The sequence below is a fragment of the Paenibacillus lactis genome, assembly GCF_017873605.1.
Classification (GTDB): domain Bacteria; phylum Bacillota; class Bacilli; order Paenibacillales; family Paenibacillaceae; genus Paenibacillus_AQ; species Paenibacillus_AQ lactis.
Window position 1 is genome coordinate 52806 of sequence record NZ_JAGGKI010000024.1, and the last position, 22984, is coordinate 75789.

21 protein-coding genes are annotated in these 22984 nt (G+C 52.1%); 15 read left to right on the top strand and 6 right to left on the bottom strand.

From position 1 onward, the window contains the following. Positions 1-110: 110 nt before the first annotated feature. The 4 genes from J2Z18_RS27105 to J2Z18_RS27120 all read left to right on the top strand — a co-directional run bounded on the left by J2Z18_RS27105 (position 111) and on the right by J2Z18_RS27120 (position 5299). On the top strand, positions 111-1220 hold the full coding sequence (locus tag J2Z18_RS27105) for a GntR family transcriptional regulator (RefSeq protein WP_210095605.1): 1110 nt from the start codon (positions 111-113) through the stop codon (positions 1218-1220). 95 nt (positions 1221-1315) lie between these two features. Continuing rightward, positions 1316-2005, top strand: coding sequence for an L-ribulose-5-phosphate 4-epimerase (araD, locus tag J2Z18_RS27110; protein ID WP_028405028.1), 690 nt, complete (start codon positions 1316-1318; stop codon positions 2003-2005). 105 nt (positions 2006-2110) lie between these two features. Continuing rightward, positions 2111-3799 (top strand): ribulokinase, encoded by a 1689-nt coding sequence (locus J2Z18_RS27115; RefSeq protein ID WP_210095606.1) that lies wholly within the window; start codon positions 2111-2113, stop codon positions 3797-3799. 318 nt (positions 3800-4117) lie between these two features. Further along, positions 4118-5299: a sn-glycerol-1-phosphate dehydrogenase gene (locus J2Z18_RS27120; protein WP_210095607.1), complete on the top strand. Its 1182-nt coding sequence runs from the start codon at positions 4118-4120 to the stop codon at positions 5297-5299. 299 nt (positions 5300-5598) lie between these two features. On the opposite strand, the gene J2Z18_RS27125 is transcribed toward J2Z18_RS27120, so the two are convergent. Further along, positions 5599-6516, bottom strand: coding sequence for an ArsR/SmtB family transcription factor (locus J2Z18_RS27125; protein ID WP_028405031.1), 918 nt, complete (start codon positions 6514-6516; stop codon positions 5599-5601). 396 nt (positions 6517-6912) lie between these two features. Between J2Z18_RS27125 and arfA the strand changes: the two genes are divergently transcribed. The 5 genes from arfA (at position 6913) to J2Z18_RS27150 (ending at position 12105) form a co-directional block, all read left to right on the top strand. Further along, the gene (arfA, locus tag J2Z18_RS27130; RefSeq protein WP_210095614.1) at positions 6913-8412 is read left to right on the top strand and encodes an arabinosylfuranosidase ArfA; all 1500 of its coding nucleotides are present in this window, start codon (positions 6913-6915) and stop codon (positions 8410-8412) included. A gap of 186 nt (positions 8413-8598) precedes the next feature. Then, the gene (locus tag J2Z18_RS27135) at positions 8599-9927 is read left to right on the top strand and encodes an ABC transporter substrate-binding protein (protein ID WP_210095615.1); all 1329 of its coding nucleotides are present in this window, start codon (positions 8599-8601) and stop codon (positions 9925-9927) included. Positions 9928-10010: 83 nt separating this feature from the next. Next, positions 10011-10904, top strand: coding sequence for a carbohydrate ABC transporter permease (locus J2Z18_RS27140; protein ID WP_007129298.1), 894 nt, complete (start codon positions 10011-10013; stop codon positions 10902-10904). Positions 10905-10906: 2 nt separating this feature from the next. Then, positions 10907-11740 (top strand): carbohydrate ABC transporter permease, encoded by an 834-nt coding sequence (locus J2Z18_RS27145; RefSeq protein ID WP_007129299.1) that lies wholly within the window; start codon positions 10907-10909, stop codon positions 11738-11740. Positions 11741-11889: 149 nt separating this feature from the next. Continuing rightward, on the top strand, positions 11890-12105 hold the full coding sequence (locus tag J2Z18_RS27150; RefSeq protein ID WP_007129300.1) for a DUF2905 domain-containing protein: 216 nt from the start codon (positions 11890-11892) through the stop codon (positions 12103-12105). A 215-nt stretch (positions 12106-12320) separates the two neighbouring features. Here the strand turns inward: J2Z18_RS27150 and J2Z18_RS27155 are convergent, their stop codons facing one another. From J2Z18_RS27155 to J2Z18_RS27175, 5 genes are all read right to left on the bottom strand, one after another. Further along, on the bottom strand, positions 12321-13196 hold the full coding sequence (locus J2Z18_RS27155) for a YitT family protein (RefSeq protein ID WP_210095608.1): 876 nt from the start codon (positions 13194-13196) through the stop codon (positions 12321-12323). A 17-nt stretch (positions 13197-13213) separates the two neighbouring features. Continuing rightward, a complete protein-coding gene (locus tag J2Z18_RS27160; protein ID WP_007129302.1) occupies positions 13214-14458 on the bottom strand; it encodes a cation:proton antiporter in 1245 nt (414 codons plus the stop codon). A 3-nt stretch (positions 14459-14461) separates the two neighbouring features. Further along, a complete protein-coding gene (locus J2Z18_RS27165; RefSeq protein WP_007129303.1) occupies positions 14462-14953 on the bottom strand; it encodes a cation:proton antiporter regulatory subunit in 492 nt (163 codons plus the stop codon). A gap of 207 nt (positions 14954-15160) precedes the next feature. Next, entirely contained in the window at positions 15161-15529 is a 369-nt protein-coding gene (locus J2Z18_RS27170; RefSeq protein ID WP_007129304.1) for a hypothetical protein, read from the bottom strand. Positions 15530-15709: 180 nt separating this feature from the next. Next, a complete protein-coding gene (locus tag J2Z18_RS27175) occupies positions 15710-15901 on the bottom strand; it encodes a hypothetical protein (protein WP_210095609.1) in 192 nt (63 codons plus the stop codon). A 173-nt stretch (positions 15902-16074) separates the two neighbouring features. Between J2Z18_RS27175 and J2Z18_RS27180 the strand changes: the two genes are divergently transcribed. The 6 genes from J2Z18_RS27180 to J2Z18_RS27205 all read left to right on the top strand — a co-directional run. Next, entirely contained in the window at positions 16075-16692 is a 618-nt protein-coding gene (locus tag J2Z18_RS27180; protein ID WP_007129306.1) for a copper amine oxidase N-terminal domain-containing protein, read from the top strand. Between the two features lie 107 nt (positions 16693-16799). Further along, entirely contained in the window at positions 16800-17231 is a 432-nt protein-coding gene (locus J2Z18_RS27185; RefSeq protein WP_007129307.1) for a zinc ribbon domain-containing protein, read from the top strand. 370 nt (positions 17232-17601) lie between these two features. Further along, positions 17602-19161 carry an extracellular solute-binding protein gene (locus J2Z18_RS27190; RefSeq protein ID WP_210095610.1) on the top strand — a complete coding sequence of 520 codons (1560 nt, stop codon included), beginning with the start codon at positions 17602-17604 and terminating at the stop codon, positions 19159-19161. 27 nt (positions 19162-19188) lie between these two features. Beyond that, positions 19189-21006 carry a sensor histidine kinase gene (locus J2Z18_RS27195; protein WP_028407089.1) on the top strand — a complete coding sequence of 606 codons (1818 nt, stop codon included), beginning with the start codon at positions 19189-19191 and terminating at the stop codon, positions 21004-21006. A 3-nt stretch (positions 21007-21009) separates the two neighbouring features. Continuing rightward, positions 21010-22626 carry a response regulator transcription factor gene (locus J2Z18_RS27200; protein ID WP_210095611.1) on the top strand — a complete coding sequence of 539 codons (1617 nt, stop codon included), beginning with the start codon at positions 21010-21012 and terminating at the stop codon, positions 22624-22626. A 112-nt stretch (positions 22627-22738) separates the two neighbouring features. Next, positions 22739-22984: hypothetical protein (locus tag J2Z18_RS27205; RefSeq protein ID WP_210095612.1), on the top strand; the 246-nt coding region annotated here is incomplete at its 3' end.

Genomic DNA, 22984 nt, shown 5'->3' on the forward strand with positions numbered 1-22984 from the left:
ATCTGTCAGTAATGCCCTGGCCTGTGTTACAATAACGAGATAGCTCCGGGATGATCGATGGATAATGGATCGATCCCGGTATCATGAGTGCGTAAGGCTAGAGGTGAACGATGAATAACAGACGGATACCCAAATATATGGTATTGAAGAACGAGCTGCTGTCCTGGTTCGAATCGGGCAGGCTGGAGCCGGGGAAGCAGGTGCCCTCGGAGCATGAAATCGCCGATCAGTTCGGCGTCAGCCGGCAGACGGTCCGCCAAACCTTCGGCGAGCTGGAGAAGGAAGGCTGGCTTGAGCGAATTCAAGGCAAGGGGACGTTCGCGAAAAATCCCAAGCGGCACGGAAGCGAGCAGGTGAAGACGATCGGCATCGTCACAACCTACATCTCCGATTATATCTTCCCGCATATTGTCCGCGGGGCGGAAGCCGAGCTTCGCAGCAAAGGCTACCGGCTTCTGCTGGCAAGCACGGACAACAACAAGGAGAAGGAGATGGAGAGCCTGCAGCTGATGACGAGCCAGCCGCTCAGCGGGCTCATCATTGAGCCGACCAAGAGTGCGGAGGGCAACCCGAACCTCAGTTATTTTTTGTCACTGCAGGAGAAGGGAATTCCGTTTCTGATGATCAACGAGAAGTATCAGGAGCTCGAATGCCCGTGCCTGAAAGTGGATGATGAGGCCGGGGGCTATAAGGCTGCCCGCCACCTGATCGAGAAGGGCCATACCCGGATTGCAGGCTTTTTTAAAAGGGATGACCTCCAGGGCGTAAACCGGCTGAAGGGCTTTCTGCGTGCCCACCGGGAATTCGGCATTCCGGTATCGCCCGATCGGGTGATCACCTATACGACCGAACAGCGGAATGTGTTCCCATATGAACAGGCGGTGCAGCTACTGAGTCTGCCGCATGACCAGCGCCCAACAGGGCTGGTATGCTACAACGACGAGTTAGCCGTTGCCCTGATCGAAGCTGCGGGACGATGCGGCCAGCATGTCCCAAGCGATGTATCGGTAATCGGCTTTGACGATTCGGCGCTCGCCTTGGCAGCGGGAGCGAAATTGACGACATTGACGCATCCGAAGACCGAGATGGGCGTGATGGCAGCCAGTCAGCTGATCAGCATGATTGAGGATGCCGCCGTCATTGAGGATACGATCTTTCAGCCGCAGCTGGTGGAGAGAGAGTCCGTAATGAAACCGGCAGGACAGATACTGAATAGTTGAGCATAAAATGAACAAAGGTCCGAGAAATCGGACCGTTGCTCGCCAACTTGTACGTACAACTATATTTTTCAAATATAGAGAGGAGCGGTTTGTTCATGTTAGAGGATTTAAAACAGCAGGTGCTGGAAGCGAATCTGGCGCTGCCCAAGCACGGGCTCGTCACATTTACGTGGGGTAACGTAAGCGGTATTGACCGTGAGCAAGGGCTGGTTGTCATCAAGCCGAGCGGTGTTCCTTATGAGGAGTTAAAGGCGGAGGATATGGTCGTGCTGGACCTGCAAGGCCAAATTGTCGAAGGCCATTTGCGGCCATCCTCCGATACACCGACCCATTTGGTGCTCTATCGGCATTTTACGGAGATCGGAGGGATCGTGCATACCCATTCCCCGTGGGGAACGAGCTGGGCTCAGGCTGGACGCGCATTGCCTGCTTATGGAACGACCCATGCCGATTACTTCTACGGAGAGATTCCCGTAACCCGCCCGATGACCCGCAGCGAGATTGAGGGTGATTACGAGCTTGAGACCGGCAACGTGATCGTCGAGCGCTTCGCGGATTTGGACCCGAACCGCATACCGGGTGTGCTGGTTCATTCCCATGCGCCGTTCGTCTGGGGAAAGGATGCGGATAACGCGGTTCACAATGCGGTCGTGCTCGAAGAGTGTGCCAAAATTGCCGCCAGAATGCAGCAGATCAATCCGGATACGCCTCCGATGGATCAGGCTCTGCTGGATCGCCATTATTTGCGAAAGCATGGCGTCAATGCCTATTACGGACAAAAATAGCGTGAAACCGGCCCTTATCTTAACATCTTGAACTTGGGTTAAAGGAAATGACCAGGGAAGCAAAAGCAGCACATCTATATCATCTTGCTTTGAGGAGGAAATCAAGTGGGGAAAAAGTATACCATCGGTGTCGATTACGGTACCCAATCGGGCCGTGCGGTTCTGGTCGATCTGGCGAACGGGCATGAAATCGCCGATCATGTTACGCCTTACCGGCATCACGTCATAGACGAGGTATTGCCTGGCTCGGGGAAGAAGCTGGAGCATGACTGGGCGCTTCAGCATCCCGGAGATTATCTCGAGGTTCTGCGCGAATCGGTGCCGGCCGTCATTCGTCAGTCGGGAATCGATCCGGCGGACGTGATCGGGATCGGGATTGATTTTACGGCGTGCACGATGCTGCCGGTGGATGAACGGGGCGAGCCGCTTTGCTTCGATCCCGGACTTGCCGACGAGCCGCACAGCTGGGTGAAGCTTTGGAAGCATCATGCGGCTCAGCCGGAAGCCGACAAGATTAATCGGATCGCGGCGGAGCGAGGCGAAGCCTTTCTTCCTCGCTATGGGGGCAAAATCTCATCCGAATGGATGATTGCTAAAATATGGCAAATCCTTGATGAAGCACCAGCCATCTATGAACGCGCGGATATGTTCCTTGAAGCGACGGACTGGGTCATCTCCCAAATGACGGGCAACATCGTCCGCAACAGCTGTACAGCAGGCTATAAAGCGATCTGGCACAAGCAGGACGGGTATCCGAGCAAGGAGTATTTTAAAGCGCTTGATCCAAGGCTCGAGCATTTAACGGATACGAAGCTGCGCGGCGACGTTATTCCGCTCGGAAGCAATGCAGGCGGACTGACGGAAGCGATGGCTGAAATGATGGGGCTTAAGCCGGGTATTGCCGTTGCGGTAGGCAACGTGGATGCCCATGCGGCCGTACCGGCTGTCGGCGTGGTCACGCCCGGAAAGCTGGTAATGGCGATGGGAACCTCGATCTGCCATATGCTGCTCGGAACGGAAGAGAAGCAGGTCGAAGGCATGTGCGGAGTTGTGGAGGATGGCATTATTCCGGGACTGTTCGGCTATGAGGCGGGACAATCAGCGGTCGGCGATATTTTCGAATGGTACGTGGAAGAAGCACTGCCTGCTTACGTTAAAGAGGCTGCTGCGCAGGAGGGCATCGGTGTCCATCAATGGCTGGAGCGGGAAGCCGCGGCCTACAAGCCGGGCCAGACCGGGCTGCTGGCACTCGATTGGTGGAACGGCAACCGCTCGGTGCTCGTGGATACGGATCTGACCGGGATGATTCTCGGAATGACCCTGCTGACGAAGCCGCAGGAAATCTACCGGGCTCTGCTTGAAGCAACGGCGTTTGGTACCCGTAAAATCGTAGATGCGTTCCATGATAACGGCGTAAATGTCGATGTACTGTATGCATGCGGAGGTTTGCCGCAGAAAAATCGTCTGCTGATGCAGATTTATGCGGATGTTACCAACCGCGAAATCATCGTGGCAGACTCCAAGCAAACACCGGCCCTCGGAGCCGCGATGTTTGCGGCTGTCGCGGCAGGCAAGGAGCAGGGCGGCTATGACACGATCATCGATGCCGCTAAATATATGGCGCGCGTGAAGGAAGAGACTTTCAAGCCGATCCCCGAGCATGTAGAAGTGTACGACTCTCTGTATCAGGAATACAGCAAGCTGCATGACTATTTCGGACGCGGCGAGAATGACGTGATGAAGAGATTGAAGCGGATCAAGCAATCCGCCGAATATCCAGTCGTAGTGTCTTAATCCATCATAACTTTACAATCCTTGTAACATAACGGATGTAGATAAGTTGAATTTGCGAATATGATGCAGGCAAGGGAGTAAAAGATTTTCGAAAAAGTCGAAAGCTTTCTGAAGGAAAGTTACATCGGAAGCATACACTTGAGGTCGCACTTGGTTTCAGATTTCTACTGTGATAGGTTCTATACACTCAAGAAATCTGGAACCAACAGTGACTGAAGCATCTTACGTACTCGCTCTGACATCCATTCATTTGTTCAACTGATCATAGACAAAAAGAGATATTGCAGATATACCGGAATGGAGAGGGGAGAAGCTGCAATGACGGATCATTTAAGCTATGCCAAGAGCCTGGTCAGCGAGATGAAGAAACGGAATCCCGGCTTTGACGGACTTTCGCATATGGTGCTTGAGGCGGGTGCCGTACTGCAAGTGTCCCGTTACGTTAAGGAAAACGGCCTCGGACCCTCCATCATTGTCGTTGATGCGAATACGTATGAGGCTTGCGGCAAAATTTTGGAGGAGCAGTTTGCGGCAGAGGGACTGGAGGCCAGGCTATGCCTCCTGAAGCCGGATAAACAGGGGGATGTGGTCGCGGACGAGCAGTCGATCATGCAGCTGTTCATTGAAGCGGAGCCGGCGCGCACGGGCAGCCTGATCGCAGCCGGTTCAGGCACGATTCATGACATTACCCGATTCGTGAGCCACCGGACCGGCAAGCCGTTCGTTTCCGTACCTACGGCCCCTTCCGTGGACGGATTCACTTCGCTCGGAGCCCCTGTCATTGTGCGCGGCGTAAAACAAACCTTCCCGGCTGCGGCTCCGATCGCCATCTTCGCGGATCTGGACATCCTTTCGAGCGCGCCGCAGCCGCTCGTTGCGGCGGGCTTTGGCGATATGCTCGGCAAATATACGTCGCTGTTCGATTGGAAATTTTCGGCGCTGGCCGGAGACGAGCCGTATAATGATCAAGTGGCCATGATTACAGAGCGCGCGCTTGAAGCCTGTGTCAGACATGTGGGGGCGATCGGCGAGCGGTCTGAAGAAGGGATCCGGATCTTAATGACGGCGCTGATCGAGTCCGGCATCGCCATGCTGCTGTTCGGACAGTCCCATCCGGCCTCAGGCGCAGAGCATCACTTGTCGCATTACTGGGAAATGGAATACTTGCGCCTCGGCCGTCGTGCGCTGCTGCATGGAGCCAAGGTGGGAGTCGCCTGCGGCGAGATATCCCAGCTGTATCATGATGCGGTCGACAAGGGAATCTTTCCAGGCGCAGAGCCGAAGGAATGGAGCGCGCTGCGGGATCGGGCACGGGAGTGGCTGGATCAGGTGCCGGCCAAAGAGGAAATTGCCCGTCTGTTGAAGCAGGCCGGAGGCCCATCCAGCATCAGCGAGCTCGGCGTTGACCAAGCTCTGCTGGAATCAAGTCTTCGGGAAGCCCACACACTGCGAAATCGCTGCACACTGTTAAGGATATTGAATGAAGCAAGGGCCCAGTAAAGATTCCGCATGAACAAAAATTTCACGCGGTTTCGCCTGAAAGCCGAAAATTTGAAATGTCCATAAAACCAAAAGAACTGTCCCCTATGTAGAAGGTCTACCGGGGACAGTTCTTTTGTTCATTCAATGAGATCCATCAATCGAAAAGTCTTCTCAGCATGGCCGTTCTGATTACATGTAGCATTGACCAGGCTTAGTAAACCCAGTAAATCAGATGCCGGAGAAGAGAAGATGTCACGCTCTTTAGCCCCATACCTGTTAGATCGTGCCGTAACCGATCCTCGAAATTGATCCACGCTCTATTCTTCCTTCACATCGTAGAGCACGCGCGCCAGCAGATCCTGGCTGTAATTGCCGAAGTGCTTGCCGTAAATCGTAAGTCCCCGCTTGTTGACGGAGCGCTCGTTTACCGCAATCCGGAACGTAATGTCGCTTTTGTAATTGAGCTGGATCTGGTCCAGGCTGACGTCCGAAATGCGGCAGCCATCAATGAAGCTGCCATCCTGATTGATCCGGATCAGCTTTAGCATGCCGTATTGATTCAGATGAGGAGGCCACCATTCCGGATTGAAGGTACCGCGGGTGTCTCCGAAATCGCCGGGGCTGGTCCAGCTGCCAAGCTCCACTCCGTTGATGTAGAAAAAAATGTCCGACGGATAATTGTCGCAATATCCCGGCGCTTCGGAGCCAAGCTCCAACGAGAACTGGATTTCGCGAAATGCCTGGTTAGGCTTTAAATAGTTCGGAATGCGGTACTCCAGAAATCCTTCTGTCAGCCAGATAATTTCAGCATCGATCCGCTGCGGATCGGCGAAGTAACGCGGGTCGTCGAAATCCCCGATGATGCTGTCCTTGGTAGCCAGACCGCAGGTAGGAATGGCCTGATAATCGCTGTAATGCCCGACCCGAATCTCGACCTCATACAAATTCTCGACATCCTTGCTGCGCAAATCCACCATCAGCTTATCCTTGTTCAGGTAGCAGATCTTCTGAATGCCGTGTTTGCCTCCGGTGGTGTGGATTTCAATCAGCCCGCTTTCCTCCAGCTTCTTGATGTGCATGGTGATGGCACCGTTGCTTAAGTTCAGCCGGTTCGCCAAATCGTTCAAATTGAGGCTTTGATTCTTGGCGAGCAGCTCAAGAATCTGGATGCGAATATCGGAGCTGAGCGCTTTGAAAATATCCAGCCCGCTCATTAAATCCTTAATATAGATCATGGTATTCAAAACCTTTCCAGTTAGGTGATAGGACCAATACATAGACTTCCCTTCTGTTTATTTCAAATAATTATAAATCAATATGTCGAGGAAATAAAGATGCCAGTTTTTCATGTCAAAACGGCTGCGGTCATTCAATAAAAAAGTCGAAAACAACCCATTTCTTAATATTTATCTAAATCAAAATCGCAGAAATTTCGAAGAAAATCCATGGAAATATGCGAAATAGCCATGAATCCGAATTTAATTCAAATAAATATAAATTATTTTATATTTTATTATTTACATCCAAATTGTCATATGCTATTTTATAACTGAAAACGGATTCATTCAAGATCATTTGAATTGTTTTATAATTTAATTAAATGGAAGGTGAACGATTTGACAGCTGAGAAGATGAAAGCACGCATGATCGTGGATAAATCATTTCGCATCGCCCAAGTCGATAACCGGATTTACGGATCCTTTATCGAGCATCTTGGCCGGGCCGTGTATGGGGGCATTTACGAACCCGGGCATGAGACAGCAGATGCAGGCGGGTTTCGGAACGATGTGAAAGCCTTGATCCAGGAGCTGAATGTTCCGATCATTCGTTATCCGGGCGGAAATTTTGTATCCGGCTATAACTGGGAGGATGGCGTTGGTCCGGTAGCCGAGCGTCCCAAACGGCTTGAGCTTGCCTGGAGAACTCTGGAGCCTAATGAGGTCGGCACGAACGAGTTTATTACCTGGGCCAAGGAGGCTGGCTCCGATGTGATGATGGCCGTTAACCTGGGCACACGGGGGATCGATGCCGCCAGAAATCTGCTGGAGTACACGAACCACCCGGGAGGCACCTACTGGAGCGATCTGCGCCGCAGTCACGGCTACGAGCAGCCGCACAAAATCAAGACCTGGTGTCTCGGCAACGAAATGGATGGTCCGTGGCAGATTGGTCATAAAACTTCCGCTGAATACGGCAGGCTGGCTGTCGAAACCGCGAGGGCCATGCGTCTTGTGGATCCGGATATCGAGCTGGTTGCTTGCGGAAGCTCCAGTTCCTCGATGCCGACGTTCCCTGAGTGGGAAGCCGTTACGCTCGACCATACGTATGAGGCCGTCGACTACATATCGCTGCATCAGTACTATGGCAACCGTGATAACGACACCGCCAACTATCTCGCGCTAACCCTTGATATGGATCATTTTATCCATACCGTGAAGTCCACCTGCGACTATATCAAAGCTAAGAAGCGCAGCAAGAAAACGATGTATCTCAGCTTTGACGAATGGAACGTCTGGTATCATTCCAATGATGCGGATCGAAAAATCGAGCCTTGGACTGTAGCTCCGCCCCAGCTGGAGGACGTCTACAACTTCGAGGACGCCCTGCTGGTCGGAAGCATGCTGATCACATTCCTGCGCCATGCGGACCGGCTCAAGATGGCATGTCTGGCACAGCTCGTGAACGTAATTGCGCCGATCATGACGGAAAACGGAGGACGCGCCTGGAAGCAGACGATCTTCTATCCGTATCTTCATGCTTCGAAATACGGCCGCGGCGTATCGCTGCTTCCGATCGTGGATTCGCCGGTATACGACTCCAAGGATTTCACGGACGTGCCGTATTTGGACAGCGCCGTCGTGCATAACGAAGAGGATGAGGAAATCACGATCTTTGCCGTCAACCGCCATCTTGAAGAAGCGCTGGAGCTGTCCTGCGACGTCCGCAGCTTCGAGGGCTACCGTCTTGTCGAGCATATCGTGCTGGAGCACGATGATCTGAAAGCGGTGAATACCGCCGCAGAAGAGAAGGTAAAGCCTCATAGCCGCGGTGAAGCCAAGCTTGATAGCGGAATTGTGACGGCAAGGCTTGCCAAGGCATCCTGGAATGTCATCCGTTTGAAAAAGGCCTAACAACATAAATACCAATAGAGCAGCTGCGCATCCACTGCGCGCTGCTCTCACTCCCAACTTTTATTCCACTGCACAAAGTGTAAGCGCTTCACTTCCGAGGCGAGAGTCTGAAGGATCAGATGTAATTCTGTTTAGAAGTGACGGTTGGTATCGAAGTGAATGAATATTTCGGGGAGGGTCTTGATGATGACAAAGAAATGGGCGATTGTAAGTCTCGTCATATCGATGGCGCTGTTTCTGTGGGGCTGCGGTAAGTCCGGCGGTACCGGCGGCGAATCCTCGGTTCTGGACGGAGGAGCCGGCGAGAACGCGACGGAGCTGTCCTATTGGACGTTCGTGGAGCTCCATGGACAGCATTTCGAGAAGATGCTTGGTAAATGGAATGCGGAGAATCCGGACAGGCAGATCAAGCTGAACGTTACCGTCATGCCGTATGACGATATGCATAACAAATTATCGATTGCCGTTCAGTCCGGCACCGGCGCGCCGGATATTGCCGATATCGAGCTTGGCAAGTTTCCGGACTTTCTGGCAGGCACGCCGCAGCTTGAACCGCTGAACGATGTTATTGATCCATACCGAGACACCCTCGTCCAGTCCCGAATCGACCTTTACAGCAAGGATGGCGTCAACTATGGCGCACCGACGCATGTCGGCGCTTCCGTAGCGTTTTACAACACCGAAATATTGAAGGAAGCCGGCGTGAATTACGAGGATATCGTCACCTGGGAAGATTTCAAGCAGGCGGGAATCCAAGTGTATGAAAAAACCGGAAAATATATGGGAACCGCCGATACGAGCGCTGCTTGGCAGGCTTCGATGCTGCTTGCGCAGCAGGGTGCCGACCTGACCGATGAATCGGGCAATCCGATCGTAAATTCGGAGGAAATGGTGAAGGCGATGACGCTGCTGAAGGATTTGCAGGACAACAACGTCATCGCTACGATTGCCGGCGGGCAGCCGGATACGGAGGAGGCCTACGGCGAATTCAATGCCGGCAACTATGCGACAGCCTTTATGCCGCTGTGGCAGATGTCCAGATACACCAACTACATGCCTGACCTGTCGGGAAAAATTGCGATCGCTCCCATCCCTGTTATGGAGGAGGGCATGCCGAGGTCCGTCGGAGGCGGAGGAACCGGTACCGTCGTCACGAAGACCGCCAAGGACGTTAAGCTGGCGAAGGATTTCCTTGCTTTTGCCAAACTGTCGCTGGATGCCAACAAGGAAATTTGGAACACGCTCGGGTTCGATCCGGTCAATATGGATGTCTGGGAGATGAAGGATGTGACCCATAATCCCGAGAACCAGTTCGTGAAGTATTTCGTCAACAATCCGTTTGACGTGCTCAATGAACTCAAGGATGAAATCCGTCTGATTAAGTCAACCTCCGCATCGCCCACGATCAACAACGTCCTTTGTACAACGACCTTCAATGAAATATTCGAGGACGGGAAGGATATCGCCGAAGCTTTGAACGACGCGCAGAAGCAAATCGAGCAGGAATTGAAATAGCCTTGCCTTGATGGATATGCATTCAATCGAAAAAGGGCTGCCCCTATGACAGGGGCGGCTCTCTTCAAAAGGAGTAGGGTCCGATGATTAAAAAATTTCTATACTCCCAGAAGGTGGCTCCTTATGTTTTCGTCCTGCCGTTTATCCTCGTCTTTCTCGTGTTCTGGGTATACCCCCTCGGGAGCTCGCTCGGCATGAGCTTCCAGAAGATTCAGCTGGGCCAAGAGGCGTCATGGATCGGCCTTGACAACTACGAGAAGCTGGCGGGAGACGGCGTGTTTCTGAAGGCGGTGACGAACAGTGCGATCTATATGGTGCTTACGCTGCTTATCCTCATTCCGTTTCCGATGCTTTTTGCGGTGCTGATCAACAGCAAGCTGATGTGGGGAAGGGAGTTTTTCAAGTCGTCCTTCTTTTTCCCTGCGCTGACCTCCGTTGTCGTAGCCGGCACGATCTTCCGGTTAATGTTCGGCGAGATGGAAGGCTCGCTGATCAACAGCATATTAGGCTGGTTCGGCATCGACCCCGTCAAATTTTTGAAAGGTCAGGTGACCGGCTTTATCGCATTGCTGGCCTTGGCTACCTGGCGGTGGACCGGAGTCAATATGCTGTATTTTTTGTCGGGCTTGAAGAACATTCCGGATGAATATTACGAGGCGGCCTCGATCGACGGCGCGTCATCCTTTCAGAAATTCACGAAAATCACCATGCCCTTGCTGAAGCCGACAACGATTTACGTGCTGACGATCAGCATTTATGCGGGCCTGGCCATGTTCATCGAGAGCATGATGCTGTGGAACGGCAACAATTCCCCTAAAAATATCGGCCTCACCATCGTCGGCTACTTGTACCGCCAAGGAATCGAGAAGAACAATCTGGGATATGCCGCCGCCGTCGGGATCGTGCTTCTTGCCATTACGATGATCATTAATCTGACGCAGCTCAAGCTGTCGGGCATGTTCAAGAAGGAGGATTGACCATGAGACGGGAAACGGTGATCAAGGTACTGCTCTTTCTTCTCTTCGCGGTTCTTTGCTTCCTGATTCTGGTGCCCTTTTATGCGGTGACGATTGCATCCTTCAAGCCTGGCGAGGATTTGATCCGTTATGGGCTGAATCTGAAATTCGATCTGTCTGTAATGAACTTCGATAATTTTGCCTATCTCTTTACCGGCGACCATTCCTATTTTATGTGGTTTTTCAACTCGCTGCTGTTGACGGTGGTTCAGGTAGCGTTAACTTTGATTGTCAGCGCGACGGTTGCCTATGGATTTGCCGCATATGATTTCGTTGGGAAAAACCTGCTGTTCGTTTGCGTGCTTCTGATCATGATGGTGCCGTTTGAAATTTTGCTGCTCCCTCTGTACACGCTGACGTATAACATCGGCCTCATGAATTCTTATTCGGCTATCGTGCTGCCCGGCATCGCCAGTGCGGCCACCATTTTCTTCTTCAGGCAGTACTTGCGCGGCGTCCCGAAAGAGATCATTGCCGCAGGCCGAGTCGACGGCGCTTCGGAGTACGGCATCTATATGCGGCTTATTCTCCCCGTCATGAAGCCTTCCTTCGCAGCAATGGCGATCCTGAACGGGATGAACAGCTGGAATAACTTCCTGTGGCCGTTCATGGTGCTCAGCGATGCGAATAAATATACGCTGCCAATCGGCTTGAAGACGCTGCTGACCCCATATGGCAACAATTATGACCTGCTGATCGTAGGCTCCTTTTTTTCCATCATCCCGATTTTTATTCTGTTTATTGCTTTCCAAAAATACTTCATCGACGGCATGACGGCGGGGGCGGTGAAGGGCTAAAGGGAGAGAAAAGACGGGGTTAAGTGCACATGGCCGTTGTCCAATTCGGCATACGTAGAGGGCACCCTTGCATCTTATCCGTCAAATCCTTTATGATACAAGGAAACCGAAGCTTACGCTTGCAGGTAGGATGAATGAGGTGATGGAAGATGCATCCGGTGACCCGGACACTGCTTTGGATTGGCGGCGCCTTGATCGTCATCGGGCTGCTGTGGCCGGTAATCGGCCGCTTTTTCGGGCGGCTGCCTGGCGATATCGTCGTGGATAAGCCGAATGTCAAAATTTATTTTCCGATCGTTACATGCCTGGTGATCAGCGTCGTTGGATCCTTGATTCTGTTTCTGATCCAGCAATTTCGCAAATAGGCGGACTTTCGGCACACACATTGAAAATATCCAAGAATAAGGATGGAAATGGATAAAAGATGATCCCTGTATCGTACAGGAATCATCTTTTTTAGTGCCTATTTGTATCGGTGAAGGTTGTAAATAGGTCTGTTCGCGTTCAGCAGCATACCAAAGAGGCTGCCCCGGGGTCTATGGACCTTTCGGACAGCCTCTTTGACTGGAAAGATGGAATCTCATCCATGCCGAATCGTAATTTCCGCACGGGGATCGAGGCCCCATACGATCGATTTAAATCGGGGCATCTCCAGTACGTGAACCCAATAAACAAGCTCTTCGGCTTGACGGGGAACAGGTAAGCGGTTCTCCTCCACATCTTCGCCTAAGACCGAGGTTCTCGGGTCATATCCCATCATGGCTTTGATGCCCTGCGCAATCTCCGCCGAGCTGGTGCATCGGATACGAATTTCCCGCTTCAAGGGAAGACGGGACGTTGTTAGCCGCCCGGTTTCCAGCGCCAAGAGGCAGGCGACTGCGGAATACATCGCCCGCTCCCAGCCTAGAAGCATCCCCGCCAGCGTTAACACCAGGAGGTTAGCCAGGATCTGAATATAGGGCAGCTTCAGATGGGCAAGCAGATACGACAGCTGCTGGGGCAGTTTGGGCATCTGCAGCGTATCCAGCACGACACCGTATCGAAGGCCGATGCCGATGCCCAGCCCGAGGAAAATGCCGCCGATGCCGGCGCTGCCGATCTTGCTGTCGACCAGCGACGGAATGGGAAAGAACAGTATCGAACAGATGGAAAACGTCAGCAGGCCGGCCGTAGCGATCAGTGCCCGCTCCCGGTCAGGCTGACGGTAAACAAGCAGCAGCAGGGGCAAGTTCAGCGTAAACAGGAACATGCCGGTATGAAGCCCCGTCAGATGCGCCGCAAGCGCAGATATTCCCGATACGCCGCCTGCAATGATGCCGCTTGGCACAAGAAACAGATCCAGGCCGAAGGCGGCGATCAGCCCGCCGATGATCGCCATGGCCAGCCGCCTTCCCGTGCCCTCCTTTTTGATTGCGCCCTGCACTTTGTTCATGGCCCTGTTCGGGACTTGAACCATAGGAAGTAACCCCTCCTTTATCCGCTGGCACTTTCATCCTTTAGCTTCGGTTTAACCGGTTTCTTCTCCTTGTAGTCTTTAAATTTAAAAATCTTATTCAGGAAGTTATACACATGCTTGGATTCTTTCGTCAGCAATGGCCCGAGAATCGCCAGGATCAGCACGTATAATGCGGCGAATGGCTGTATAAAGGCCGCAAGACCGCCGGCTTTTCCCATATTGGCGAGAATAATCGAGAATTCTCCGCGGGATACGATGGTCAGGCCGATATTCGAGGATGCTTTGGTTGATAATCCTGCGCTGCGGCCTGCAAGCATGCCCGCGATGAAGTTGCCGAGCAGGGTGATGACAACGGCGATCAATGACAGCCATACGGCTCCGCCAAGCTCGGAAGGTACAATCGTTAAACCGAAACTAAAGAAGAATAACGCACCGAAGAAATCCCGGAACGGCAGAATTAAATGCTCAATCCGTTCGCGATGCTCCGTTTCCGCCAGGACAAGCCCGACGAGCAGCGCACCGATGGCTTCCGCCACGTGAATGGTCTCGGCAAAGCCTGCAAGCAGAAATAATGCTGCAAATATAACCAGGGCAAACAATTCATTCGACCTGATATTAAGGACCTTATTCAGCAGAGGAACGGCTTTTCTGCCGACAATGATGACGAGCAGCATAAAGCCAAGTGCAATGACGGCTGACAGCAGCACGCCTCCGAGCGAGGAAGAGCCGCTTAGAACAAGACCGGACAGAATCGAAATATAGACGGCGAGGAACACGTCCTCGAACATAATGATGCCAAGAATCATTTCCGTCTCGGGATTTGCGGTTCTTCTCAGGTCCACCAGTACCTTGGCGACGATTGCGCTGGAGGATATCGTGGTAATCCCTGCAACGATGAGCGTCTCGGCGACTGGAAAGCCGGAGAATATCCCGATCATGAGCCCGAGCGTAAAGTTGATGGCAATATAAATGCTGCCGCCGATTACGATCGATTTGCCGGATTTAATGAGACGGCCGACGGAAAATTCCAGGCCGAGGTAGAACAATAGAAACAGCACGCCGATTCGGCCCATGAATTCAATGAGCTCGGCGCTCTCGATAAAGCGAAAATCCAAGTTGCCCCAGTGAAACGCATGCGGTCCTACCGCCATCCCCACCAAAATATAGAAGGGGACGACGGAAAACCGGAGTTTAGCGGATAACAGCCCCGCAAGGGCAATCAGGGCGATCGCCAGTCCGACTTCTAAAACCATATGATCCATTCATCAACCACGTCCGTTCATCAAGATTTGCTTAAATAACCGCTGCTGCTGACGCTCACCCACGACAACAAGGGTTGAATCGGGGGTAATGATCACGTCAGGGCCGGGATTGATTTGTTTGCTGTTTTTATCGACTGCTGCAATGACCGTAGCACCGGAGTGTTGACGGACGCCAAGATCGCCGATCGATTTGCCTGCACCATAATAATGGGGCTCGATGCGGTACCACTCGATAATCAGCTCATCGAGCGCCATGTCAATCGTCTCCAGCGCCTTCGGTTTATAGGTAAGACCGCCTACGATGGCAGCAATTTGGCGGGCCTCGTCATCATCCAATGAAATCATGGAGATGCTTTCCTCCGGATCGTCATATTCGTAATGGTACATTTCGCGGCGGCCGTCATCGTGAATAATGATGACCAGCTTATCTCCTCCACGCGTATCAATGACGAATTTTTTACCGATTCCGGGTAAATCTGTTTCACGAACATGCATAGGCTAACATCCTCCTGAAAAAAACATTCCGATAATTTTTATACATTCATTTTGCTGTAGGAAATAAAAAACGACTAGATATGAACAATAGCAAGTTTTTATGCGCAGCATGAAATAAACCTAGGGATTGTTGAATTTTAAACAATAGGCTGATTTTGCTTTATATTTATTGGGATTATGGCATGTTTAAAAGGAACGCGGTCCGTGTTAGACAGCGAATCGGGAAGGTTGGCTAACGTAAATCGATGTATACTTAATGGGGAATAGAACCATAAGTCTGAGCCGACGCGGTATAATCGGCCGATAAGGCAGACGGATTTTGGGGATACGCTGCATCAGGGCGGCCGATATCATTAAGAACACCGGCATGGAGCTGCCAGCGGCCTTAAGCTTGGAGAGAATTTGCGAATGTTTCAGAGCAGCGGCTTTAGGATGCATGCTGTGCTTGTAGACATACTTCTCATCCACAGTTTCATCGGTGTAATACTCTTGAACGGGAATGTAGAGAGCAAATGCCGTAATCAGCACAAGAATAAGCATCCAAATCATTTTTGCCGACTTCAAGAAACGTTCCACGGGGATTCCCTCCTTTCGACCCAAACTTTCTATAAGTAATCATAACATAAAAATAATCGTTCTCAAAACGAGAACGATTATTTTTATTTCAACACTTTTACAGATCAATTGAAGTTTTGCCTGTATCTTTAATAATTGGAGGATATAGGATTGGGACTGGCGGAAAGTAAGGACGCGGCCTTATTTCTCACGGAGTTTATCGTAATGATTCGTTTCAGGCTCCAAGTCCAAATCTTCCTCGTTTTCGTTTTCGAGCACGCCCAGGACGAGATCGTCCAGTTTGTCTGTAGCTGCTTGATCCGGACGGTCCGGTTCCGGAATCGGGTCCACGCCGGGAAATTTTCCGTCGTATTCAGGTTTCTCTTTGCTCATATCGGCCTCATTCCTTTCCGGCAATATTTTGGCACAAAGGGATCGGTTATATGTAACGATAAACCGCAAACCGGAAGGTGAAACGAAACTCATGATTATAATTCTTTTATATGAATCTTCTATATAGAATTATGCTAGAATGTTGAGGAATATTATCCCAGGAGGTCATTAAATTGAAGAAAAAAATTGGGTATGCCACGATAGCATTGATTCTGTTGTCCAGCACGGTTGCTTCCGCACATCCTGGAAGAACGGACGCCAGCGGCGGTCATCATTGCTGGACGAATTGCGAGCGCTGGGGGTTGTCGTATGGCGAATACCACTATCATAACGGAGGAGGCAGCTCCGGCAGCAAGTCTTCTTCCTCGAAGTCGACAACGCGCGCTTCGTCCAAGCCGCAACCCAAACCGCAACCGAAACCAAAGGCTCCAACCTATGCAAAGTCGGATATTAAGGTATACGTTAACGGGAGTCTCGTGAAATTCGGAAGCCATCCGCTGATTTATAATAATACCAATTTGGTGCCGCTTCGTGAAATTGCCGAGGGAATGGGAGCCAAGGTTAACTGGAACAAGGAAGCCGGAGCGATTGGCGTCCAACGGGGAACCCATAAAGTGACTTTGACCATCGGAAGCCGGACCGTATTCTATAACGGCAAGTCGGAATCCATAGCGGTCGCTCCCAAAGTTATCGATGGAGTGACTTATGTTCCGCTTCAGGTATTTGCCAGAGGTCTTGGTTCCAATGTATCTTACAGTGCCCGCGACGGGATTGTAAAAATCACATATTAACCGCATCTCCACTTGAGTTCCTGTAATTTGATGCTCATGAAACGGCATAGCGGAGATAAGCTATAATACAATGGATGGAATATTGGTGAAAGGAGGGGATCGTTCGCTTGAGTTTTTTCGATAAATTCAAGGCCGGCGTGTCCGATGCCGGAAACAAAGCGAAGATTTTAGTCGAAGTGAATAAATTAAAGCTGCAGAACAGCGGCAAGAAGAGCGATATCAATGAGCAGCTTCTTGAAATCGGCAAGGTCGTATATGGGGTTGCCGAAGCGGGACAGTGGCCCCCCGACCGGGAGAGCATCCAAAGCTATGTGGCCAAAATCCAAGAGCTGAAATTCGAAATCGAGCAAAATCAGCTGCAGATTGCGAATCTTACGGATGAAAAAGTATGCCGAAGCTGCGGGAACAACTCGCCTATTAACGCCAAGTTCTGCTCTCACTGCGGCAAGACTTTCGAGGTGATTCAAGTCGGCGAGGATCAGTCCGCTGATCATCTCCCGCTGCTGGAGCAGCCCGGGAGCGAGGACGAAAGAAAATAAGGAAGCTTGCTCACTTTCGATGTTCTGTCGGAGAAGGGCCGGTAAGCTTCTAGAACGGCTTGTAAAAATAGCCAGGGTCCAAATATCAAGGCGGTCCTGGCTATTTGGCTTGTTTTCAGGTTCTTTCAGGTTGGACGTTTTTATTTGATACCCTCGATTGCCGTTCCTGACGATACGACTTGCGTATCGTCAGGAACGGCTTTTTCATAGATCAGGCTAACCAATAAGCTTGGGGTTGCCTGTTTTTTGTCCGACGATCATCCTTCCAAAGAAACGAAAAAGGCCGCTGCAAAAAAATAACGATCTTACTCACAAAAAAATCGTTATATAGTAGTATTAGTTTACGAGATGAAGGGAGTGACAAGAACCTATGCCGATTAACAAGGCTTGTAAGAATGGGATTCAACGCGGCAAGGATAACGATCCAAGGCTGTTTGCTGGTAATGTTCTGTGGCTTCCTGTACTAGTCGTTCTGATCCTTCTCGTCACCGGCTGCATGGATACGGGCGGAGCTAAAAAGGAGCAGCCTTCGGGAAACCCGAAGGCGAAGACGATCAACATCGTCATTTCCAATCTTGGCATGACGTTTCCGGCCGGGATGGACGAGAACGACAACCGCTATTTGAATTACATCGAGCAGAACACCGGGCTGGATATCCAAGTCAATACCCCGCCGACGGAAGTGTACAACGAAAAGCTCGATGTCATTATGTCCTCCGGCAATCTGCCGGATATGCTCCACACCTATGAGCCGGTATGGTTTGACAACTATGTCAAGCAGGGGGCGTTCATGCCGCTGGATGAGCTGATCGACAAGTACGGTCCCCATCTCAAGGAGAAAATTCCGGCCGAGGTATGGGAACGGGTAAAATACGGCGGCAAAATCTATGCGATTCCGAGCCTGAACGAAGTGACAGGGGTAGAGCTGATGTACGCCAGAAAGGATTGGCTCGAGCGTCTCGGCCTAGAGCCGCCCGAGACGCTGGACGAATATTACGAGGTGATCCGTGCCTTCGCCCAGGACGATCCGGACGGCAATGGCATTCAGGATACGATCGGACTCATCTTTACTTCTGATCTCGGCAGGTCCTCTCCCTTCTTCGGCGCGTTCGGGACGCAGCTGAATGATACCTGGTTCGAACGAGACGGACAGTTGGTGTACGGCAGTACGCTGCCAGAAACAAAGGAAGCACTTGCATTTTTCGCCAAGCTGTACAGGGAGAACCTTCTGGACCGGGAGTTCCCCCTCAATCTGCAAAACAATTTGTTCGAAAAAATCGAAGACGGCCAGGTCGGTCTGTTCTCGGCGACATGGTACGATACCCGGGGACCGATCGCAGCCAATATGAAAAAGGATCCGAACGCGGAATGGATTCCGCTAGAATATCCGATCGGGCCGGGAGGTCAGAAAGGGGTATACGGCAAGGATATTATTCGCGGATATAACGTCATCCCGGCGGAATCAAAGCATGCGGCTGAAGTTATTCAGCTTCTGGATTTCATTGCTGAAAACTACAAAACGCTGAAGCTTGGCTTCGAGAACGAAATCTGGTGGTGGCAGGATGGCAAGATTGTGACCGATTTTGCCCTGCATGACGAGCATTTGTACAGGGGGATTTATCAATCGCTTGTAGATGTGCCTGACGAGCTGCTGTTCAAGGAACGGCTGGATTCGCTCGGCGATTTCAATCTCTATGACAATTTGCAGCGGATCACCCCGAATATTATGCCAAGTGCCTTCTACGGGGTACCTACGCCGGCCATGGGCAAATACAGCAAGAAGCTGGGCACGATGGAAGACGTGTTCACGAAGATCATCATGGGCTTGGAGCCGCTCGACGCATTCGACGAGTACGTGAAGCAGTGGAAAGAGCAAGGAGGAGATGAAATTACGAAGGAAGTGAACGAGTGGTATGCGAAACAAAAGTAACAGGCCCGGTCAAAGGAGGCGAATCGGATGATCGCGATGATTCGCTGGATCCGGGACCGGTTCTCGCAAAATATTCAAGCCCGGCTGACAGGTTATTTTTTGCTGATATTGCTCCCGCTTGTCATCATCAGCCTCTTTGCGATCGAACGGTCAAGGGACATTCTGTATGAGCAGGCGGTGGAACGGACCGAAATGGCGCTGTCCTCCGCGATGAATCATTTCGATCTGGCGCTGCAGAACGTGGAGGAAATTTCGACACTGATTGCCGCCGATCCGACAATGAATGAAATGCTGAACAAGAACAGCATGGACTTTTCGCCCCAGTCCATCGTCGATTTCTCCGACATTCTGAAGCAGCTGTCTTATTTGGTATCCGTGAACCGGTATGTATCCCATATCGCGGTATATCACCAAGCCTCCAACATGTTTATCAGCACGCATTACGGAGGGAAAAAGCTGGCTGGCGAGCGGCAGCAGGAATGGCTCGTGGAGGCGGCGAGACGCAATGGGACCGGGATTTCCTACGTCATGTCCGAGTTCCCGGTGACGGAGGGGGTCACCTTCGGCCAAATGACCAACTCCGACAGCGTCTCCCTCATCCGGGCGATGGATCTGTACAACGGCGAGCGCAAGTCGAATCTACTCGTCGTATCCTTCAATAAAAGCAAGCTGCTCAACATTATCAAAACGCTGCTGCCTTCCGAGAACAGCAGGATTTCTCTGCTGAATGAGCGAGGCGAAGTCGTGGTGGAGACCGGGAGAGCACGAAGCCGGGATATCGCCGAGAAGGACATGACCGTTACGATCGATTCCGAATATTCCAACTGGCGCCTCGCCTTGGTGCAGCCGAAGAGCGAGCTGTACAAGGAGACGGACCAGCTGCGGTTGTTCACCGTGGCGATCATCGGGCTGAGCATCCTGCTTGCGATCATCATCTCCTGGGTTGTTTACAGCGGCATCGCTTCCCCGGTGCTGAAGCTTTCGCGGGGGATGAAGCGCCTTAGCAGCGGAGAGCTCAATATTCATGTGGATACGAAACGGAAGGATGAGTTCGGATTTCTGATACAGTCCTTCAACAAAATGGCGCTGGTTCAGAAGCATCTGATTGAGGATCACTACGAGCAGCAGCTGCGGTTAACGACAACCGAGCTCAAGTTTTTGCAGTCCCAGATCAACCCGCACTTTTTGTACAATACGCTCGACTCGATCTATTGGATGGCCAAAAACTATGACGCGGACGAAATCAGCGAAATGGTGATGAATCTGTCGAAGTTCTTCCGCCTAAGCCTCAACAAGGGCCGCGAGGTGTTCACCATGGAGGAAAGCATCGAGCATCTGCATTACTATTTGCGGATTCAGCAGCTTCGCTTCATGGATAATTTTACGGTCGAATACCGGATCTCCGAGGACAGCAAGCAGGTGCCGATCCTGAAGCTGCTGCTGCAGCCCCTGGTGGAGAATGCGATTATTCACGGCATGGAAGGCAAAACATCGGGGGGAAGCGTCGTCGTCTCCAGCTGGATTGAGAAGGGCCAGACCGTGATGATCCGGGTGGATGATAATGGTCCGGGGATCGAACCGGATCGTCTGCGTTACATCCAGCATGAGTTGGAGAAGATGGGCATGCGCAGCGTGCCCGCCTCCTCGCAGGATGAGGAGCATGTGAAGGATTTATTCGGTTTGCGCAACGTGCTGAGCCGGATGAAGCTGTATTACGGGAAGGAGGCGGAATTATCGGTTGCGAGCGTACGAGGCGAGGGTACGAGCGCGACGATCGCCATTCCATTGGACCGCTGCAGGGATGACATGTTGGGGAGAGCAATGCCCGAAAAGGAGAGGACATAAGCAATGAATCTTATCATCGTAGAGGATGAGCCAAGGCTGCGCAACGCGCTGGCGCATAATATCCCTTGGGAGAAGCATGACATTGAAGTCGTTGGATTGGCCGCGAACGGGCTGGAGGCGCTAGAGCTGACCGGCAGGAAGAAGCCGGATATCATGCTGATCGATGTGCAAATGCCCGAGATGGATGGGCTGACGCTGCTCCGGGAGCTGAAGGAGCGGCGGGAGATTGGCAGCTTGACCAAGCTGATTATTTTGAGCGGACACGATAACTTCGAATTTGCTCAGCTTGCGCTGGAGTACGGGGTGTCCAAATATTTGCTGAAGCCTGCCGGCGAGGAGGAGATCTTGGAGGCGGTGCTGGAGGCAAGACGCTCCCTTCGCAGCGACCTGGAGCAGTGGCAGCGCAAGGCGGCCCTCGAACAAAAGTGGAAGGATAACCTCCCGCATCTGCAAAACCTGTTCTTCATTCAATGGGTCGGCGGGAAATACACGAAGGAGGATGTCCTGAAACGGAGCCGGGAGCTCTACATTCCGCTGCGGGAGCAGGACCGGATCGCCGTTGCCGTCGTCGATCTCGATCCCCTTTCCGAAGAAGAGACCCGCTTTAAGCCGGGCGATATGGAGCTGCTGCAGTTCACGATGCTGTGCCTGGCCAAGGAGCTGCTTACGGATCCTTCCTGCTGGATCACCACCGACTCGAGCAATATGCTGCTGCTCGTGTTCGTCGTGGACGCGCAGCAGGACGTGAAGGACGCCATGCTGCGCATCAACGCGGAGGTATCGAGGCTTCTGTCCTCGACGAAGGAGGTGCTTAAGCTGACCGCAAGCGCCGGCATTAGCGCCGCCACCGGCGAGCTTGATGATATGGGGCTGCTATATGCGCAGGCCTGCCGGGCGCTGCAGGAGCGGGTGGTGTACGGCCATGACCTGGCCATCCCGTACCGGGAGCCGCGGCCGGACGACGGTCAGGGGCAGGGGGTCATCGTACAGCCGAACCTGGAGAAGTCGCTTGAAATCGCGCTGGACACGGCGGATGTGGAGAAGGCGATGGAGGCCCTGAAGGAATTGTGGGACGACCTATTTACAAAGCCGGAATCCTCCGACGACTTCCATGAAGCAGTCCTCTATATGAACAGCTTCTTTACCCGGCTCATCCAAAAGCAGGGCTGGACGGTCAAAAAGGTGGTGGGCGACGATATCGTCTTCTTCCAAAACGTCAAGCTGCTCAGTACCAAAATGCAAACCTGGTCGCTCCTGGAGCGAACCGTCAAGCATATCACCGCGTTCATGAGCGAGCAGCGAAAATCGACCAGCCACCAGGTCGTAAAGGACATCTTGAACCTGGTGGAGGCCGAGATGGATCAGGATATCACCCTGCATATGGTGGCTGACCGGCTGTATGTCAACTCTTCGTATTTGAGCCGCCTGTTTAAGCAGGAGATGGGCGTGGCCTTCTCGACCTATGTCCTCGAGCGCAAAATGGAGCGGGCCAAATCCCTGCTGCAGGAAGGGGCGAAGGTGTACGACTGCGCGCGTCTGGTCGGGTACCGGGATGTCAGTTATTTTACCAAGGTGTTTCGTAAGTATTGGGGGGTTAATCCGGGGGAATTCAAGGGGTAGGGCAATGTGGGGAGGATTGCTTTAATGCTTAAAGCGTCTGCTCCGCGTGCGTATCGCAGCTTAAAGTCCGCTCCGCGTACGTATGGCTGCTTAATCGCTGGATGTTGCATAGATGAAAAAGGTCCGCTCCGCGTACGTATCGTTCCTCCAATCGCTGTTGTGGCTGAATTTCTTGGAATTATTAGTGAGTGCGGGAGAAATTCAGCCCCAAAGGCGCCCGCTGCCGCTTTTCCGGAATCGATTCGTCCGCTCCGCTGGGCTGGTGCAATCGAGGTGGCCCTCCTCCCCACCTTGGTGGTGGGGGAGGGGAGAAGGCGTAGCGCAGCAGGGCCTGCTGCTGAACTTGTTAGTTGCTCCG